The organism is Salinivibrio sp. HTSP (assembly GCF_003390965.1).
GTDB classification, from domain to species: Bacteria; Pseudomonadota; Gammaproteobacteria; order Enterobacterales; family Vibrionaceae; genus Salinivibrio; species Salinivibrio kushneri.
Window position 1 is genome coordinate 18,380 of the sequence record NZ_PXUD01000035.1, and the last position, 19,285, is coordinate 37,664.

Consider the following 19,285-nt stretch of genomic DNA (forward strand, 5'->3'; position numbering starts at 1 on the left):
GCCATGTGCCGGGTTTTTATTTTTGTGTGACGGGATCGCTGTCGTCGTGCTCTTTATTATTGATAGCAGCCATCTCATGCTTCTAATTGGTTCGCCGATCGCAAGCTAGTGATGATAATGATTATTGTTTGTGTTATTTTTGGGCTTATTTATAAACTTGTCGACAAACGGATGTGATGACAACGGCATTAGCACCAGAGCAAACCGCACGCTTTGATCGCATAGAGCGGGTTCTAGACTTTATTCACGCAAACCTTGATCAACCGCTCTCTGTCAGTGAGTTGGCCGCCCATAGCTGCTGGTCTCGCTGGCAATTGCAGCGCGTGTTCTCGGAACAAACCGGCGTGAGTGTGGCGCACTACGTGCGTGAACTGAGACTTAGCTATGCTGCGAAACAGTTGCTCTCTCGACCCGATAGAGTGATTGATATTGCGCTGTCGTTTGGGTTTACCTCAGAGGCGAATTTTTCCCGCGCATTTCGTCAGCAGTTCGGAGTGAGCCCTCGGACCTATCGTCGCCGAGGGGTGATGGATGGCATCCGAACGCCACTGCATGTCACCACACTGGCAACCCCAAAACCCTCATGGCTGTCAGTGCATATTCAAACGCGATCATCGATCACCTTGGTGGGGCAGACATCGCCGATATTAGGCTTGTTCGCACCTGAGCCCGATTTTACGGACGTGGTGCCTAAGCTGTGGCGTGACGCGCACGAGGCGGGGTTTATTGACGCCAGCCAGCCAAGCATTGGTGCGATTGATGTCGCCAGCGCCGATACGCTTCAAACGCCGTTACCGTATTTGGCGGGTCAACAAGGCAACACCTTACCGGCGGCTTCTTTGACTAAATGGACGGTGCCTGAGTCGACCTATGCGGTGATTACACATTTAGGGCCAGTGACTGAGCTACCTAATACTTTGCATACCTTTATTTATCATTGGTTGCCAGCCTCAGGCTATCGATGCACTGACGGGGTTGAGCTTGAAGTCTATCCGTCGGGTTATCAACCACAGCGTGACACGGCAGAAATGACGTATTGGATCCCGCTCGAGTGTCGCCATCATGCACCAAAATGAACAGTATTCATTTTGCACCTCTTTAAAATGCGAATGATTCCGTTTTACGTTTAATTTGCATTGAGAGGAAAACATCATGGATATGGGTCGTGCACGCATGCAGCAGGTTGGTGGATGGCGACTGTCCCCGTTAGCAATGGCGGTCATGGGGAGCTTGATGCTGCCATCAGCTTATGCCGAGTCGCAACACGCCGAGATGGAAACCATACAAGTCTTAGGCGACACCTACCGCAATACGGCGACTAAAACAGTACTGGCACCAGAAGAAACGCCTCAAGCGGTCACCGTCATCGACCGAGAGGCCATCGAACAGCGCCAAGCCAGTTCATTGAGTGAAGTGGTGCGCTATACGCCTGGTGTAAATACTGAGCTGCGGGGTGGGGCCGTCACGCGACTTGATCTCTTTAATATTCGTGGTTTTATCAACTATCAGAACTTTTTTGATGGCCTAGCGGTACCTTACAACACCTGGAATTTACAGCCTCAAATCGATCCGATTGCGATTGAACAAGTGGAAGTGTTTAAAGGCCCGACGTCGGTGTTATACGGGAATATTCCACCGGGTGGGATGGTGAATATGATCGCCAAAACGCCGCAACAAGAGGCGGCGCACCGTGTGGCAATGAGCACCGACTCTGATGCGCTGCGTGAAGTGTCTGTCGACAGTACCGGTGCAATTTCTGACACCCCATTGGCGTACCGGATGGTGGCGCTGGCACGACAAAAAGATGGCCAAGCGGGCGATTCAGAAGAAGAGCGCTATGTCGTCGCCCCATCTCTAGATTGGCGGGTGTCGCCAGATACCTTGGTGAACATTAACCTTTATTACCAAGCGGATCCGGCAGCGGGGATTTATACCTCTTTGCCGGCCAAAGGCTCGGTATTGCACAGTGACCAAGGCAGCCTTTCTAGCGACAGCTTTTCCGGTGACAACAACTGGAATACTTATGATCGTGAGTTTCTGATGCTGGGTTACAAGGTGCAGCACCAGCTCTCATCAAATTGGTCGTTGCTGCACTCGGCACGCTACACAGATGCTGATTTGTTGCAAAAAAACATGTATCACCAAAAAAGCGATGACGGCCGCCACTATCCGCGAAACGCTTACCTAACCGATGAGACAATGGCGGCTTGGGTGGTGGATACGCAGCTTTCTGGTGATTTGAACTGGGGGTCGGCACAGCACTACACCTTATTCGGTATTGATTATCAAGATATGTCTTCCGACGTTGACTATGACGATACGTTGGCGAATGTGGTGCCGGATATTGATATATTCGATCCCGACAACAACCAGGTTGATCCTGATTCTCTGGACTTTATCTACCAAGATCAGCATGATATCTCGGTAACGCAGACCGGCCTCTATGCCCAAGATCAGATCCTCTGGAACCAATGGGTGTTGCTCGCTGGCGCGCGTTACGACGAGTACGAGTTAAAAGATGACCAGCACACACTGTATGCGGGCTCACCGAGTACGTCAGAGAAAAACATTCGTCACTATAATCTGGCATTCCGTGCCGGTGCGATGTACCAGTTTGACAACGGCATTTCCCCTTATCTGAGTTACTCAGAAAGCTTTGAACCAACCGATATGGATAATCGGGGTAATGTGTTTGACCCTTCCACCGGCAAACAATGGGAAACCGGCCTCAAGTACTTGTCGCTAGACGGCAGCACGGGCGTCAACGTGGCGTTGTTCGAGCTTAAAAAGCAAGACGCGCTGGTGAATGATCCCAACGACTCATACGCGAAAATTCAAACCGGTGAAATCCGCTCTCGTGGCATAGAGGTCGAATTTAATCATGCACTTAGTGTAGAGACGGATGTGGCCTTAACTTATGGCTATATTGATATGGAGATCACGGATGACCCTAACCTAGAGGGCAAGACGCCAGTTTGGGTACCAGAGCAGACTGCCAGTGCGTGGCTGAATCACCAGATCAGTGCGGGGACACGCGTGAGTGTGGGCGCACGTTATGTGGGTGAGTCACAGGGTAACGCAACCAATACCTTTACGGTGCCCGACTATACCGTGTTTGATACTGCGATTAGTTACGATCTTTCGCAAGCGTCATCGTCGCTATCAGGCGCAAAACTGTCCCTATCTGCGACCAACTTGTTCGATAAAACCACTTACAGCTGTTTTGATGAATTGAACTGTTGGTATGGGGACGAACGCAACATCAAAGCCAAACTCAGCATCGATTTTTAAATCGGTTTGCTAAAACGAGCGCCCCCAGCCTTGGGGGCGCTGTGTTTAGCGCTTAGGTTGTGCATCAATGCATTGGCCGTGCTCACCAATACCTTCTGGTGCCATCAGATACAGATAGAGTGGCATAATATCCAATGGTGTTTTCAGTGTTTCTGGATCTTCACCTGGGAACGCGCTCGCGCGCATACTGGTGCGGGTACCGCCTGGGTTGATGGCGTTGACACGTACCTTGGTATCAGACATTTCATCTGCCAGTACTTGCATCATGCCTTCGGTCGCGAACTTAGAAATCGCATAGCTGCCCCAATAAGCACGCCCTTGGTGGCCGACAGTCGATGTGGTAAACACCACGCGAGCATCGTCAGACTTTTTCAATAATGGCAACAGGGCTTGCGTCATCAGCATGGTCGCTTTGACATTCACTTGCATCACATCGTCATGTGACTTTTCATCAATTTGATCGAATGGGCTAAGCACACCGAGAAGGCCAGCGTTGTGCAACACGCCGTCTAAGCGCCCGAACTGTTGTTCAATGGTGTCTGCCATATCCAAATAATGCTGACGCGTGGCACCCAGCATATCCAGTGGGATAATCGCTGGCTGTGGCGCGCCCATGGCATCAATTTCATCGTATACTGCTTCAAGTTTTTTCACGGTGCGGCCGAGAAGAATGACAGTGGCCCCTTTCTCTGCATAGCTAAGTGCGGCTTGGCGGCCAATGCCAGCGCCTGCACCGGTCACCAAAATCACACGCCCTTCAAGCGCGTTTGAGCTTACTTGGTAGTCCACGATATAAATCCTTATTTATTGTTAAACGTAGATTATTGTAAGGTTGCAGGTAAAGTGTGACAACCAAGTGCGTGATGTACGGTTAACGGCATTGCCAACGTAGCGATAAAAAAGAGGATACAACATTGGATTTCATTGCGGATTATGGGCTTTTTCTGGCCAAAGTCGTCACTTTCTTATTGGCGGCATTTGTGTTGGTCGCTTTAGTGCGCGCCGCGAGCGACAAAGGGGGGCAAAAAGGTAGCCTGAAGCTCACTGACTTGACTGAGCGGTTTAAAAACTATCGTCAATCGTTAGAGCAGCATTTGTACAATGAGTCGTCGTTAAAAGCGCGAGAGAAAGACGAGAAAAAAGCCAAGAAAAAGGAAGAAAAGGCGCAAAAAGCCGCAGCCAAAAAGCAGAGCGAATCATCGGCTCAACGAGATCCACAACTGTTCGTGATCCACTTTAAAGGCAGCATTGATGCCCGCGAAGTGGAGGCGTTACGCGAAGAGGTGACGGCGATTTTGTCGGTAGCTACCGAACAGGACGAAGTCTTGGTCAACGTCGAGAGTGGTGGCGGTATGGTGCATGGCTACGGCCTAGCAGCGTCTCAGCTGGCACGCTTCCGTCAAGCAGGGGTGCCCTTAACCGTGGCGGTCGATAAAGTGGCGGCGAGCGGCGGTTATATGATGGCATGCGTCGCGGATAAGTTAATTGCAGCGCCGTTTGCGATTATTGGCTCGATTGGGGTGATTGCCCAGCTACCTAACTTTAACAAGTTGCTAAAGAAAAACGATATTGAATTTGAGCAGCTGACCGCCGGTGAATTCAAGCGCACGCTTACCATGTTTGGTGAAAACACTGACAAAGCACGCGAGAAGTTCAAAACGGAGCTGGAAGAAACCCATGGTCTGTTCAAAGCGTTTATCAGCGAATACCGCCCGTCTCTCAATGTCGATGAGGTTGCCACCGGTGAGCACTGGTTTGGTAACCAAGCATTGGAGCGAGGATTGATTGATGAGGTCTGTACCAGCGACGAGTATTTATTCCAAGCGGCGAATAACGACCGAAAAGTGCTGTCGGTGTCGTACCAGCAGCGTAAAAACATTGCGGAAAAACTGGCTGGCGCATCCGCGGAAGTGGCCGATCGCGTGTTGCTAAAATGGATCAGTCGTGGTCAGCGTCCGTTGGTGTAATTCATTTTCTGTGTGCTGTCTGTTGGCGCTAGACGTTAGACAACGGAGAGAAATAGCGGCAACAGGCGCACGATAATTAGCGAAATAGTGGTAATAGTGTGAGCCAAGCCAAAGATTACCGCATCCACTTAGCTATTTTGCGTGCGGCAATGGTAATGATTAGCGCGTTTTTGCCGGAAATCGGCATGAAGAATAATCGAGATATCACCATCACAATTGCGTAACAATTGTGGAAGGGACGAGCAATCAGCGTGTTTTGCTGCGAATTTAGTTGATATTCGGCTAGACTCGCTCAATATTGTAAACAGATAGCGGCACTCCGCATGGAAGTGCAACGCAACGAATTTTCGACAGTTTCAGCGCAAAGGGCGTCAATTAGGTCATTATGGGCAAATCTCTCGTCATCGTGGAGTCCCCAGCAAAGGCGAAAACGATCAACAAATATCTCGGCAAAGACTTCGTGGTGAAGTCGAGTGTCGGGCATGTTCGTGACTTGCCAACTGGAGCGACGCAAGGCGGTAAAAAAGCCGCACCTGTGTCCACGAAAGGGCTCAGCGCCGAAGAAAAAGCGCGAATTAAAAAAGAAAAAGAACAGAAGGCGCTCATCAATAAGATGGGCGTTGATCCTTACAATGGCTGGCAAGCGAAATACCAAGTGTTGCCCGGTAAGGAAAAAGTCGTCGCCGAGCTCAAGTCACTGGCTGAGCAAGCGGACAACGTTTATCTCGCAACGGATTTGGACCGCGAAGGGGAGGCCATTGCTTGGCACCTGCGTGAACTTATCGGTGGTGATAACGACCGTTTCAAGCGCGTCGTGTTTAATGAGATCACCAAAAATGCGATTACACAGGCGTTTGAAGCGCCGGGTGACGTCAATATTGACGGTGTTAATGCGCAGCAAGCGCGTCGTTTCCTAGACCGTGTGGTGGGCTTTATGGTCTCGCCGCTGCTATGGAAGAAAGTGGCGCGTGGCCTATCGGCCGGTCGTGTGCAGTCGGTCGCAGTCAAGCTGCTTGTTGAGCGAGAGCATCAAATAAAGGCCTTTATTCCCGAAGAGTTTTGGGATGTGCATGCCGACACGCTCACACCGAAAGAGCAAGCACTGCGTTTGCTCGTGGCGCAGCAAAACGGCAAGGCTTTTAAGCCGAAGAACAAAGATGAGGCGATGGCAGCGGTATCGGCACTTGAGCACGCTAGCTTTGTGGTGCGTGATCGCGAAGATCGCCCGTCAACCAGCAAACCATCAGCGCCTTATATCACCTCAACATTGCAACAGGCGGCAAGTACGCGTCTGGGCTTTGGGGTGAAAAAAACTATGATGCTGGCGCAACGTTTGTATGAAGCCGGTTATATCACTTACATGCGTACCGACTCGACCAACCTCAGTAAAGAGGCGGTCGACGCGGCTCGTGGCCACATTGCCAGCGAATACGGTGAGAAATATTTACCTGAGTCGGCCAATGTCTACGGGGCTAAAGCCAACGCACAAGAAGCGCACGAAGCGATCCGGCCTTCTGATGTAGGGGTTAAGGCCGATGATTTGCAGGGCATGGATCCCGATGCGCATCGTCTATACGACTTGATTTGGCGCCAGTTTGTGGCCTGCCAAATGGTACCGGCAAAATATGACTCGACCACTTTGACGGTCGATGCGGGCGATTACACCTTGAGAGCCAAAGGCCGTACGCTGCGCTTTGACGGTTGGACGCGGGTACAGCGTCCTTCTGGTAAAAATGAAGATCAAACCTTGCCAGCGGTTGAGGTCGGTGAATCACTGACACTCGACAAGCTTGATCCCAAGCAGCACTTTACCAAGCCACCCGCCCGTTATACTGAAGCGGCCTTGGTTAAAGAATTGGAAAAAGCGGGCATTGGTCGTCCATCGACGTATGCGTCTATTATTTCCACCATTCAAGATCGTGGTTATGTGCGGGTCGAAAATCGTCGCTTCTATGCTGAGAAAATGGGCGAGATTGTCACAGACCGCCTCAACCAAAGTTTTGCCGATTTGATGGACTATGACTTTACCGCTCGCATGGAAGCATCACTGGATAAAATCGCGGAAGGTCAAGCTGACTGGAAAGGGGTACTTGACGACTTCTTTGCCGATTTCACCGCAGAGCTTGAACAAGCCGAGCAGGATGAAGACGAAGGTGGTATGAAGCCCAATAACATGGTGATGACAGATATCGACTGTCCAACCTGTGGGCGTAAAATGGGGATTCGTACCGCTTCGACTGGGGTGTTCCTCGGCTGTTCGGGTTACGCATTACCCCCGAAAGAGCGGTGTAAAACCACCATCAATCTGATGGATGAAGATGGTATTGTTAATGTGCTCGAAGAGGACGTTGAAACCGCTGATCTTCGGGCGATGAAGCGTTGTCCGGTTTGTGAAACGGCGATGGACTCTTACCTCATTGATCAGCATCGCAAGCTGCATGTGTGTGGTAATAACCCGAGCTGTGAAGGCTACGTGGTTGAAAAAGGTGAGTTTAAGCCGAAAGGCTATGATGGCCCAGTGGTGGAGTGCGACAAATGTGGTAGCGACATGGTGCTGAAAAATGGCCGGTTCGGTAAATACATGGGGTGCACCAATGACGAGTGTAAGAACACGCGTAAGATCCTCAAAAATGGTGACGTGGCGCCACCGAAAGAGGATCCGGTGCACTTTCCAGAACTGCCATGTGAAAATTCAGACGCCTACTTTGTGCTACGCGATGGCGCTTCAGGCTTGTTTATGGCCGCGAGCAACTTCCCCAAATCCCGCGAGACACGCGCGCCGCTGGTGGAAGAGCTTCATCGCTTCAAAGAGCGTATTTCGGACAAGTTCAAATACCTTGCCGATGCCCCGCAGGAAGATCCCGATGGGCGTCCTACTGTGATTCGTTTTGCTCGTAAAACTAAAGAGAATTACGTGCGCAGCGAAGAAAACGGTAAACCAACGGGTTGGTCAGCCTTCTTTGTGGATGGTCAGTGGGAAGTCACTGATAAGCGCAAGAAGAAAGCCAAAGCCTAATAGGCGCACGCGCCAACGATTAAGCCCGCCGCTAAGGCGGGTTTGTTGTTTTAGAGAAAGCTTGCCCTTGCTTGATCCGCACCAATATCTCCTCGACAACAGTTGTTAAAATCCCGCCTTTGTCTTTTACCGCTGAGGCGTCATGGAGCTGCATCAACTTGTTAATACACTAGGCCAAGACTTAAAACACCGTTATGGTGAACGTGTCCATAAGCTGACACTACATGGTGGTTTTAGTTGCCCCAATCGTGATGGCACGCTCGGGCGGGGCGGTTGTACCTTTTGCAATGTCGCCTCGTTTTCCGATGAAACCGCGCAGCACCAAACCGTTAGCGATCAACTGCGCCTGCGCTCGAAAGAGGTAGACCGAGCACGTCGTTATCTGGCGTATTTTCAAGCCTATACCAGTACTTATGGTGAAGTCGCGCGATTAAAGGCTTTGTACCAGCAAGCACTCGCGCGTGAAAACATGGTCGGGTTATGTGTCGGTACTCGGCCAGATTGTGTGCCTGAGCAGGTGTTGACGCTGTTGGCGGACTATCGTCAACAAGGGTTTGAAGTCTGGTTAGAGCTGGGTTTGCAAACCGGCCATGATAAAACGTTAAAGCGCATTAACCGTGGCCATGATGTGTCGGTGTACGAGCGGATCACTCAACAAGCCCGTGCGCTCGGTATCAAAGTATGCACGCATTTGATTGTTGGCCTGCCTGGTGAGGGTATCACCGACCATCAAACAACGATTGACCGTGTGGTGAGCACAGGCACCGATGGCATCAAATTGCATCCGCTGCATATTGTTGAGGGGAGTATCATGGCGAAAGCGTGGCGGGCGGGGCGTCAAAGCGAAATTACATTAGACGCCTACGTCGATAGCGCCACTATGATGATCCAGCGAACGCCCCCTGAGGTGGTGTATCATCGCGTGTCTGCGAGCGCGCGTCCACCGACGTTACTGGCCCCTTCATGGTGCGAGAACCGCTGGTTAGCGATGACCGCCATTGCTAACCAGCTGGACAAACGTGGCGCACAAGGCACCGCGCTCGGTACTGCTTTTACTGCGCGTTAGGTTCTGATTGTGAGGACGATACGCCGGGAGTCAGCCGACGCAGCAGTTGGCCAATATCTTGCAACATCAGATATAAACACGGCACCAAAAACAGCGTTAGCAAAGTGGCAAACATCACCGCAAAGCCAAGTGCAACAGCCATTGGGATCACAAACCGCGCTTGCAGGCTGGTTTCAAACATAATGGGGAGTACCCCCGCAAAGGTGGTGATAGAGGTCAGTGTGATTGCCCGAAAACGGGCACAGCCTGCGTCGATCACTGCTTGTTTGATCGCAACACCCGCGTTGCGCGCTCGATTAATATAATCCGTCATCACCAGCGCATCGTTGACTACCACGCCTGCAGCGGCAATCAAACCAAAGGTCGACATCATACTTAAATCAATATCAAACCAATAATGTCCCCAAATAGCCCCCGTTAAGCTAAAAGGGATCACAGACATGATAATCAGTGGTTGTGTGTAGCTTTTTAAGGGCACGGCTAACAACGCATAGACCACAATCATCCCGGCCACAAAGAAAAGCTTTTGTTCATCTTGCTGGGCTTGTTGTTCTTCAATCGAACCACTGAGTTCACTGGTAACCTCCGGGTAATCGGCCAATACCTCAGGTATCACCGATTGCTGAATGGTCTCCACTACTTGATTGGGTTCCACTAACTCTTCATCAATCGCCCCATAGACATAAACCGTTCTAAATCCAGCTTCACGGCGCAGGCTACTCACCCCAGGTTGCTGTTCAAGTTTAACCACATCGCCCAACATAACTTGTTGACCGGTTGGGGTGGTGATCACCGCATAACGTAAGGATGAAAAGGCCTCCCGGGTTAATTTGGGATAACGCACCATGACTCTTATTTCTTCACCGTCACGGATCAGGCGCTGCGCTTCCCCGCCATAGAAACTCCCACCGACTTGCTGTGCAATGGTGGTGAGATCCAGTCCTAGATCATGAGCCACGGGCGTGAGGGAAATAAGCACTTCCTGGCTGCCGGAATCGATGGATGAGGACACATCAAAAAGGCCCGTTTGCTGGTTAAGGCGCGACATTAAAGCACGTCCGGCCGCATTGAGTGTGTCGATATTGGGCCCAAAAAGGAGGAAGCCAAACTCATCTCCTTGCTCTCCACCATTCACGTCATCTTGAATGGTGAGTTTTTTAACCCCTGGGATCTCCGGCATCGCCTCGCGCCAGCGCCGTGATAATTCGAAGGTGGTAAAGGGGCGCAATGTATCATCGACTAAAGGGATCACCAGTTGTCCTGAGGTTCGCCCTTCATTAAATACGAGCGTGTCTTGCACCATGGCTTGGCCCGTTTCGGTTTCTGTGGCGTTATCGACCCGGTAGACCATACTCTCAATAGCTTTGAGTGCGGCAATGGTTTGCTCACTGGAGGCGTTATTGTTCATCTCTAGGCGAATATTGGGAAAATCATGCGGGACTTTGGGCGTCGGCACCATACGCACGTGGCTGGCAACCACCAATGAAACACTGATAGCTAATAAGGCACCAAATAATGCGAAAGCCGACCAGCGCCAATGCACGGCGAAGGTGACGGCGCGGCGGTATGGCCCATTGACAAAGCGATGGAATTGCCGATTAAAACGCTGGCGAAAGCTATTTGATTTGGGCGTGGAAAAGTGGGTGTGCGCCAAGTGAGCGGGCAAAATAAGCTTCGACTCTACCAAGCTAAAGATCAGACACAAGATGACGATTGACGCGATGCCAAAGAAAAAGGCGCGTTCAGGGCCGCTCGACATAATAAAAGGGGCAAAAACGGCAATGGTGGTGAGCACGCCAAAAGTGGCAGGGGTGGCAACACGCTGCGCCCCGGCGACAACGTTATTGACGCCGCCGCCCTTGTGCTCCACTTCGGTATACACACTTTCGCCGATAACGATCGCGTCATCGACGACAATCCCCAACACCATAATGAACGCAAACAGTGAAACGATGTTAATGCTGACCCCAATCACTGGCATTAACATGACCGCGCCAAGAAAGCATACGGGCAAACCGATAAGCACCCAGAGGGCAAGTTTAAAGCGCAAGAATAGTGTCAGCAGTAACGCAACCAGTACCGCCCCCTGTAATAAGTTTTTGAGCATCATATCAAGGCGGGCATTGAGGTAATGTGTCATATCGACCACCGATTTGAGCGCCAGCCCGGCGGGCAATGTCGCGTTCTTTTCACTGATGTACCCTTTGACAGCGTCGGCGACAGTGACCATGTTTTCCGACGCCGTGGCGTTCACCGAGAGAAAAATTGCATTCTGCCCCGAGTACTTAAAATAGCGTTCGCCCTCTGTAAAGCCGTCTTTAATGGTGGCAATATCCTGTAGCAATAAGCGACTGCCGTTGGGGCCAATTTTGATTGGGATCTGGCGAAATTCATCACCACGGTAGCGTTGATTCTCGACCCGAATTGCAATCATACCGCTGTCGGTGCGTACTTCCCCGGCAGAGAAATTGGCGGAGTAGCGGGCAATGGCGTCACTCACCTGATTAAGCGTGAGGTTATACTTGCGCAGAATACGGGGGGCCACTTCGATGGCAATTTCGTAGGTAGGGGCACTGAGCTCCACCAAGGTGACGTCCTTGAGTTGGAGGAGTTCGTCCTCAATGTCCTGTGCTGCGCGTTTAAGCTCAGTGAGTGGCTTATTGCCTACCACTGCCATCTGAATAACGGTTTGGCGAAACTCCACTTGCGCGACATTAAGCGGCTCCATCGACGCGGGGAGGTTAGAGAGGGCGTCGACCTCTTGTTTTACGCGATCCAGGACGAGATTGAGATCTTCCCCAACATCCACTTCGATTTCGACTTGACCAAATCCGCGCCGCGCGGTTGAAACCACCGATTCGATCCCGGTGACATCTTTAATCGCCTCTTCGACTTTAACCAGAATACTTTCTTCGACCTCCTGTGGAGACGCCCCAGGATAGTCCGCTGTGATATGGATATAGTTGATTTCGATGTTAGGGAACATCTGTCGCTGAATGAAAAAGTAACTGGCAACCCCCATGATGAGTACAAACACCATGATCAGGTTTGCAGCAACCGGATTGTGGGCAAAATAGGCAATGAGCCCACGCGATGGCGTGTCAGCATTATTCATGTTCACCCTCCGGCGATACCTGCGATGCGACGCGAACCGTCATGCCAGGCTCGGGGAATTCAGGCAGCGTGGTAACCACTTGGTCATCATCACTTAAGCCTTGGTCAGCGTAGATATACTGGCCCTCCGTTCTTACCACGCGTAGCGTGCGCGGGGTGAGTTTTCCCGCTTGGTTGACTACCCAAACTTGACGATTGTTTATCAAGGACTGCGGCAGCTTAAAGACGTTCTCCAACGTTGCCCCTTTGAACGTCGCCTCGATATAACTACCAAAAGGTAGGGCAGGTTTAGCCGACTGGATGCCGTAAGGATCATCAAGGCGCACCACTACCCGCATCATGCGCGTACTTTGCTCTACGATGCCGAGATCGCGCACCAGTCGCGCTTGGCGTTGAGCCAGTTCGCTGCCGTTGCGAGTAAGCTGAACCTCGATCCCCGCTAAGGGTGTGGGGAGAAAGAGGGTGTCGAAGCCAGCAATAGGCAAATGCACTTCCGCCGCCTCGATACTATTAAGGACCCCTACCGGGCTTCCTGCGTTGATGTACTGCCCAACCCCGACGTCTCGTGACACGACGAGTGCATCGTAAGGGGCAGTCACTTGGCAGTTGTCTAAGTCGCGTTGTGCACGTTTTAACGCTGCTTGTGCTGATTTTACGCGGGCTTTTGCACTGAGGACTTGTGGCTTGCGTAAGTAAAGATCGGTGACTTGTGAGGGAGGAAGGCTTTTTGCTTGACGTTTTGCCACCGCGGCCTGGGCTTGTTCTTCTATCAAGGCCGCTTTTGCACTGGCAAGGTCGGCTTCGGCATTTAGTACCGCGGCTTGATAGTTCTCAGGCTCAATGGAAAAAAGCACATCACCACGTTTAACAATGCCGCCAGCAACAAAGTTTGGATGCCAAGCGACGACTTCACCGGACACTTGAGCAGAAAGCTGTGTGGTCTCTACAGGGATGACCTCACCGTGCGCCCGTAAAACCACTTGGTGCTGGGTTGGGTGAACAACGCGTGTTTCAACAATCGGTGGTGGCGGGGACGCAGCATTTTCTTGGGGAGCGGACTCTGTTGCCGCGATGGCGGTATAGCCCAGATAGCCAAGACCGAGAATGATAAGAGGTAAAAACCAACGTAGTCCTTTCATTGATGCCGGGATCCTTTTTCGCCATGGCGTGGCGGTATATTGCACTATGGGGTGAGCTTAACGGTTCATTGACTAATCTATCACGCGAATCTGTTGATTGAATGACAGGTCAACCTAACTTTTGATGCGCATCAGTTTTTCTATAACAGCGAGTACGGCTTAATATGCAACAGCGATCGTTGTGCGGCGATGTAAAAAGCCCTCGATCGCGAGACAAGGCGTTGTCGGGGGGAGTTCCGATGACGTAAACACAGTTGTAGTCGTGGTTATTTTTTATAATAAAATTACATAACTCCTAAATTCCATGCATTTTTTTGCCGTTTTTGACGATAATAAAATGTATTTTACGTAAAAAAATACCCTCATCTATCCATTCTCTGCTCGTTAATTTTGTAAGAAAAATAAGATTAGCGACTTTTGCCGTTTTTGACGTGATTTCGTGTTCGTGCTCTATGATTTTTATTTCATTTTATTGACATTAAAATACGCTTCTCCGGAAGCTGTCATTCCTAAATAATTGTTTATAAACAACTTTGTGTTTTTGTGAATAAGATCCATGTCATAAAACGGTCAAAAACATGCTCTATGTCATATTATTCGTATTAAAAATTAAGTCGTGATTGATATTTTTCTCTGCGTAATTAGTCTGAGGATGTGGTTACACGAAATGTGTAAGCAGCGGGGGAAAGCTGAAATATATTTCTCAGCTTTCAAATCGGTTTTGCACTCGACAAAACTTAATAAATCAACGAGGCAAAGCCAGTATCTTGCAGATAGCAGGAGTCTTTCATGAATAAAATGTTTAGCGTATCGACATTAGCTGCAGCTGTTTTTAGTGCGGTGGTGGCGGCGCCAGCAATGTCACAAACATTATCCTCAGAGACATCACCTTTTTTTACTGAATCTACCTTAAGTGGGAATCTCAATTTTTGGATGCGATCCCGTGATCGCGCAGGTACAGATGCCAACGGCAACGATACGGCCAAAGAAACCAACCTTGACCATGGCTCTATCTATGCAAATCTTGCCTTTAACTCAGGCTATGCTGCGGAAGTGGTTGGACTTGATTTGATGGCCTTTAGTACCTTTGATATGTGGCAAAACGGTAGCCCGGACCACGAAATGAACTTTTGGGGCGTGAATAACCCCTTTGATAAAGAGCCAGATGATAGCGAATGCACGGGCGCATGGGACGATGCGTGCACGGATAATGGTGTATCTCTGGCTACTGCGGCGGCTAAGTTTAAATTTGGTGAAAACGTAACGGCGAAGCTGGGTTATTTTCAGCCTTCAGTACCAAGCACGATTGGTATTAACTGGTCGTTTGCGCCGGGCACTCATGTAGGTGGGGAGTTAGGCCTGAGTGTCGATAATCTTGATCTGGGCCTTGTAGTCTCCGAGCGCTATAAAGCGCCTTGGTTTAAAGAAACCTATGAATTTCAAACGACCGATGGTGAAGACGCTGGTACCGCCTATTCGTTAGGGGCGCGGTATACATTGGATAATGATATTTCTATCGATGCGGCTTATGGGGCTTTAAGTGACGGTGACCGTTGGAATGCCCATCTCAAAGTCAAAGGCACCACTGAGGGTGGCGTGTATTGGTCGCCGCAACTTTATGTGGTCGATGATGATGAGCAATATGATAGCACGGCATTCCAGCTAGCGATGCTTACCAGTATGTCATCGGGGCAGTACTCATATCGTGCAGAGGCCACCTATACCGAAGCCGACTCCGGCGATCCTGCCAAGGTGCAAAATTTAGCGTATCGCTTGACGAGTCAATATGGTGGCTCGAACGGTACCTATGACATTTGGTGGAATAACCGTTCGGACTTTAACCACGATGAAGAACTGGCGGTATTTGGGTCGTTATCGCGTGATTTCTCGGATATTGGTGCAAAAGGCTTTAGTGCAGGCTTTAACGGCGCTTATGGCTTTGGCTCATCCGCCAAGGGATACGATGATCTAAAAGAATACTCTTATAGCCTGTTTGCGAATTACGCCATTCAAACGGGTGCACTTAAAGATGCGAAAGTAAGCTTCTACTTCACGCAGTACTTTAACGATACCGATGCGCCGAGCTGGAAAGGGTATACCAATCTCTTCCAAGACGAAGATGACTTTAAGCTAACGTTAGCGATTCCTTTCTCCATTAAGTAACGTCTTTTTTGGTACTGTCTTTTAGCTGGGCCTAGCGCTCAGCTTTTTTTATGTGCTCTGCAATCAAACTACATCAGGTTGCCAGCGCATTTGGGTGAATATCACTGGCTTTGGTTAATCGTGCTCTGAAGTCAAAATGCTGCTAATCACTGGCAATGCCCACACAATATTCGACCCTTTATCTTTCCACCAAAAATCACTATGACAAAACAAGTAAAAAGTCGCACTAAGTCGCTGAACAGCATAGTATGTCGCTGGCATATTGATAGATTGGTCAGCCTTGGTAAAGTGACCCTATAATCACTAACAAATAAAACGTTGAATTAATGAGAGAGGGTATGATGAGTAAGAAGCGCCGCTATTCATCGGAAGTGGTTGATGGGGTGTCTAAAGCACCGGCTCGTGCCATGTTGCGCGCGACTGGCTTTGAAAAGCAGGATTTCTCAAAACCGCAAGTGGGCATTGCTTCGACTTGGAGCATGGTGACACCGTGCAATATGCATATCAACGAACTGGCCGATCATGCCTGCAGTGGTGTGGACGCTGATGGTGGTAAGGGCGTTATCTTTAATACCATTACCATTTCTGATGGCATTGCCAATGGCACGGAAGGTATGAAGTATTCTTTGGTCTCTCGTGAAGTGATCACGGACTCCATTGAAACGGTTGCGGCATGCCAAGGTTTTGATGGCTTGGTGACCATTGGTGGTTGCGATAAAAACATGCCCGCTTGCGTTATTGCCATGGCCCGACTTAACCGGCCTTCTATTTTTGTCTATGGCGGAACGATCAAACCGGGTGCAAATCATACCGATATCGTGTCTGTATTCGAGGCAGTGGGTCAGCATGCTAAAGGCGATATTGAATTAATAGATGTTGAAAAGATAGAGAAAACGGCCATTCCTGGCGCAGGTTCTTGTGGTGGTATGTACACCGCGAATACGATGGCATCCGCTATTGAAGCCTTGGGATTAAGTTTGCCGGGCAGTTCAGCTCAAGAAGCGATCTCACAAGATAAGCGTGCGGATTGCGAAGCGGCGGGTAAAGCGGTGGTACGTTTAATCGAAGAGGGCATTCGCCCCTCAGACATTATGACGCGGGAAGCATTTGAAAATGCCATCACTGTGACCATTGCGCTTGGCGGTTCAACCAATGCGGTGCTGCATTTGTTGGCTATGGCGAATACGGTCAATGTAGATTTAAGCTTGGATGACTTTACACGCCTAGGGCAAAAAGTCCCTGTACTTGCGGATTTGCGTCCAAGTGGTCAGTACATGATGTCAGAGCTTGTGGCCATTGGTGGTATTCAACCATTGATGAAGCGTCTATTGGACGCGGGTCTATTGCATGGTGATTGCTTAACGGTGACAGGAAAAACCTTGGCGGAGAACTTAGAGGAGGTTGAAGACTATCCTGATCACCAAGATATTATTCGTCCGTTTGATAATCCTATTAAGCAAACCAGTCACTTGGTGGTATTGAAAGGCAATGTCTCTCCGACGGGGGCCGTGGCAAAAATCTCGGGCAAAGAGGGTACGCAGTTTACTGGTCGTGCTCGCGTATTCCACTCTGAAGAAGAAGTCTTGCAAGCGATTTTAGATGGCAAGATCGTAAAAGGGGATGTGATTGTTATTCGCTACGAAGGACCCAAAGGGGGCCCAGGCATGCGCGAAATGTTGAGTCCAACTTCTGCCGTGATGGGGCGTGGCTTGGGTAACGACGTTGCGCTGATCACGGATGGTCGCTTCTCTGGGGGGAGTCATGGTTTTGTCGTAGGCCATGTGACACCGGAAGCCATGGATGGTGGCCCCATCGCCATTATTGAAGATGGTGACACCATTTCTATTAATGCTGATGATATGTCGATTGATGTCGATTTAACGCAAGCCGAAATGAATCAGCGTTTAAGTCAGTGGCAACAGCCAGAGCCACGATACAAACGCGGCGTATTGGCAAAATATGCCAATACTGTGATTTCCGCGGCGGAAGGGGCGGTGACTTACCAAGATCTAAAACTATAAATCGTTGTTGAGTTTTACGGTTTATCACTTGGTTGCTCAGCCAGTCTTTGCGTTTCACCAAGGTTTAAATGTGCTGTGCAATCAAATCACATAAGGTTGCCAGCGCATTTTGGTGAGAAACACCGGTTTTGGTTAATCGCGCTCTGGAGTAAAATGCTGTCAATCAGTGATAAGGCTCTCAAGCTGATGATAAAGCGGTCGGGTGTCTTATCGTTGAAATAGTACTGGCTGGAGCCTCGTTCTATGATACACGCGAACACTTTTTAACTAAAACAGGGTTACGTATGGAATGGTATTTAAAAGTGCTGCGTAATTATGCCACTTTTTCAGGGCGCGCCCACCGTCGCGAGTATTGGATGTTCTTTCTTATTAACTTTTGTATCTCGTTGGCGCTTAACATTGTCGCTGAAGCAACGGGATTAGTGTTGCTGAGCATTGTGTATTCATTGGCGGTACTACTGCCAACCTTAGCGGTGACATCAAGACGTTTGCATGATACCGGGCGCTCAGCATGGTGGTTGCTCATCTCACTGATCCCTATTCTCGGAATGCTTGTATTGCTGGTGCTTTGCGCGTTGGAAGGGGATCAAAATAGCAACCAATACGGTTCTAACCCCCAGCTTGCGGAAGGTGTTTAGCACGATGGAGTGACTTGCTTGCATGAGAACGGCTGTTACGACAAACACCGAGTTTGATGACAGTCGATAGCCTGCTCATGGCGAGTGACTCGGTTTTTCAGCATTCCTCTTTCCAACTTAGGTGCTACATGATTACACTCGAGCCCTACCAATTAGTTGACGCTAGTTTTTCTCCGTGGCGTCCTATTTATTTAGACGTTGCTCAAGCCCTGTCTGATCGTATCTCGACACCTGATATTGAGGTACTGCATTTTGGCTCCACGTCAGCCAAAGTAGGAGGCAAGGGGATTATTGATTTATCCATTCTCTATCGTTCTGGCGAACGCGACCATGCTGTTGCTCATCTCTATGCACTCGGTTTTCAAGATCAGCACAGTGATCAGCCTTTTCCCGAACACCGTCCTCGCAAAGATGCCTCTGTAACCTATCAAGGTGAGCGGTTTCTGATCCATGCTCACGTGATTGAAAAAGACAGTGATGAGCATCATCGCCAAATGGCGTACAAACAGTATTTGCTCGATAACCCTAGTGTACGCATTGAATATGAAAACAAAAAGCGCGCCATACTCGCTCAAGGTGTGCGTGATCAAGATGCCTATGTCAAGCAAAAAGCTCCTTTTGTAAAGGGGGTTTTGGCGGAACTTTAAAGGCGCATGTGCAGCATGATTCACCTCTATCGTTCTGCCTGCTTTTCAACCACTTGAGTCAAAAAGAACAAAAGGACTATTGACCTCAGGTTAAATTTCATTAAAGTACATCTTCGTTCGCAGCGCAGTCTGCGGACCATGGTGCTACCACGCATAACTGCGTTGCCCTGGTGGTGAAATTGGTAGACACAAGGGATTTAAAATCCCTCGGCGTTCGCGCTGT

13 protein-coding genes are annotated in these 19,285 nt (G+C 49.7%); 10 read left to right on the plus strand and 3 right to left on the minus strand.

All coding sequences use genetic code 11. From position 1 onward, the window contains the following. Window positions 1–176 precede the first annotated feature (176 nt). Together C7A19_RS07770 and C7A19_RS07775 are read left to right on the plus strand one after the other, a co-directional pair. On the plus strand, window positions 177–1,076 hold the full coding sequence (locus C7A19_RS07770; RefSeq protein ID WP_116644636.1) for an AraC family transcriptional regulator: 900 nt from the start codon (window positions 177–179) through the stop codon (window positions 1,074–1,076). Between the two features lie 76 nt (window positions 1,077–1,152). Continuing rightward, window positions 1,153–3,291: a TonB-dependent siderophore receptor gene (locus tag C7A19_RS07775; protein WP_235614277.1), complete on the plus strand. Its 2,139-nt coding sequence runs from the start codon at window positions 1,153–1,155 to the stop codon at window positions 3,289–3,291. A 45-nt stretch (window positions 3,292–3,336) separates the two neighbouring features. Here C7A19_RS07775 and C7A19_RS07780 read toward each other — a convergent pair whose 3' ends face one another. Continuing rightward, entirely contained in the window at window positions 3,337–4,080 is a 744-nt protein-coding gene (locus tag C7A19_RS07780) for a YciK family oxidoreductase (RefSeq protein WP_069362603.1), read from the minus strand. A gap of 125 nt (window positions 4,081–4,205) precedes the next feature. On the opposite strand from C7A19_RS07780, the gene sohB reads away from it, so the two are divergent. The 4 genes from sohB to C7A19_RS07795 all read left to right on the plus strand — a co-directional run bounded on the left by sohB (window position 4,206) and on the right by C7A19_RS07795 (window position 9,340). Further along, window positions 4,206–5,258 carry a protease SohB gene (sohB, locus tag C7A19_RS07785; protein WP_116644637.1) on the plus strand — a complete coding sequence of 351 codons (1,053 nt, stop codon included), beginning with the start codon at window positions 4,206–4,208 and terminating at the stop codon, window positions 5,256–5,258. A gap of 98 nt (window positions 5,259–5,356) precedes the next feature. After that, a complete protein-coding gene (locus C7A19_RS15815; protein WP_255377389.1) occupies window positions 5,357–5,482 on the plus strand; it encodes a hypothetical protein in 126 nt (41 codons plus the stop codon). Window positions 5,483–5,643: 161 nt separating this feature from the next. Beyond that, window positions 5,644–8,274, plus strand: a complete 2,631-nt coding sequence (gene topA / locus C7A19_RS07790) for a type I DNA topoisomerase (RefSeq protein WP_116644638.1) — start codon at window positions 5,644–5,646, stop codon at window positions 8,272–8,274. 142 nt (window positions 8,275–8,416) lie between these two features. Then, a complete protein-coding gene (locus C7A19_RS07795) occupies window positions 8,417–9,340 on the plus strand; it encodes a TIGR01212 family radical SAM protein (protein ID WP_116644639.1) in 924 nt (307 codons plus the stop codon). Here C7A19_RS07795 and C7A19_RS07800 read toward each other — a convergent pair. Together C7A19_RS07800 and C7A19_RS07805 are read right to left on the minus strand one after the other, a co-directional pair. After that, entirely contained in the window at window positions 9,327–12,455 is a 3,129-nt protein-coding gene (locus C7A19_RS07800; protein ID WP_116644640.1) for an efflux RND transporter permease subunit, read from the minus strand. The genes C7A19_RS07795 and C7A19_RS07800 overlap by 14 nt on opposite strands. Next, a complete protein-coding gene (locus C7A19_RS07805) occupies window positions 12,448–13,593 on the minus strand; it encodes an efflux RND transporter periplasmic adaptor subunit (protein ID WP_116644641.1) in 1,146 nt (381 codons plus the stop codon). The genes C7A19_RS07800 and C7A19_RS07805 overlap by 8 nt, the downstream gene beginning before the upstream one ends. Window positions 13,594–14,382: 789 nt before the next feature. Here C7A19_RS07805 and C7A19_RS07810 point away from each other — a divergent pair. The 4 genes from C7A19_RS07810 (at window position 14,383) to C7A19_RS07825 (ending at window position 19,062) form a co-directional block, all read left to right on the plus strand. Continuing rightward, entirely contained in the window at window positions 14,383–15,756 is a 1,374-nt protein-coding gene (locus tag C7A19_RS07810; RefSeq protein WP_116644642.1) for a multidrug transporter, read from the plus strand. A 338-nt stretch (window positions 15,757–16,094) separates the two neighbouring features. After that, the gene (gene ilvD / locus C7A19_RS07815) at window positions 16,095–17,777 is read left to right on the plus strand and encodes a dihydroxy-acid dehydratase (protein ID WP_201264076.1); all 1,683 of its coding nucleotides are present in this window, start codon (window positions 16,095–16,097) and stop codon (window positions 17,775–17,777) included. A gap of 284 nt (window positions 17,778–18,061) precedes the next feature. After that, on the plus strand, window positions 18,062–18,415 hold the full coding sequence (locus C7A19_RS07820) for a DUF805 domain-containing protein (RefSeq protein ID WP_069362591.1): 354 nt from the start codon (window positions 18,062–18,064) through the stop codon (window positions 18,413–18,415). 128 nt (window positions 18,416–18,543) lie between these two features. Next, the gene (locus tag C7A19_RS07825) at window positions 18,544–19,062 is read left to right on the plus strand and encodes a GrpB family protein (protein ID WP_077600413.1); all 519 of its coding nucleotides are present in this window, start codon (window positions 18,544–18,546) and stop codon (window positions 19,060–19,062) included. Window positions 19,063–19,285: the final 223 nt, after the last annotated feature.

Excerpts from the sequence above, each read along its gene's own strand:
- C7A19_RS07770 (WP_116644636.1), top strand. The coding sequence starts at position 177 with ATGACAACGGCATTAGCACCAGAGCAAACCGCACGCTTTGATCGCATA.
- C7A19_RS07775 (WP_235614277.1), top strand. The coding sequence starts at position 1,153 with ATGGATATGGGTCGTGCACGCATGCAGCAGGTTGGTGGATGGCGACTG.
- topA (WP_116644638.1), top strand. The coding sequence starts at position 5,644 with ATGGGCAAATCTCTCGTCATCGTGGAGTCCCCAGCAAAGGCGAAAACG.
- C7A19_RS07795 (WP_116644639.1), top strand. The coding sequence starts at position 8,417 with ATGGAGCTGCATCAACTTGTTAATACACTAGGCCAAGACTTAAAACAC.
- C7A19_RS07800 (WP_116644640.1), bottom strand. The coding sequence starts at position 12,455 with ATGAATAATGCTGACACGCCATCGCGTGGGCTCATTGCCTATTTTGCC.
- C7A19_RS07805 (WP_116644641.1), bottom strand. The coding sequence starts at position 13,593 with ATGAAAGGACTACGTTGGTTTTTACCTCTTATCATTCTCGGTCTTGGC.
- C7A19_RS07810 (WP_116644642.1), top strand. The coding sequence starts at position 14,383 with ATGAATAAAATGTTTAGCGTATCGACATTAGCTGCAGCTGTTTTTAGT.
- ilvD (WP_201264076.1), top strand. The coding sequence starts at position 16,095 with ATGATGAGTAAGAAGCGCCGCTATTCATCGGAAGTGGTTGATGGGGTG.
- C7A19_RS07820 (WP_069362591.1), top strand. The coding sequence starts at position 18,062 with ATGGAATGGTATTTAAAAGTGCTGCGTAATTATGCCACTTTTTCAGGG.
- C7A19_RS07825 (WP_077600413.1), top strand. The coding sequence starts at position 18,544 with ATGATTACACTCGAGCCCTACCAATTAGTTGACGCTAGTTTTTCTCCG.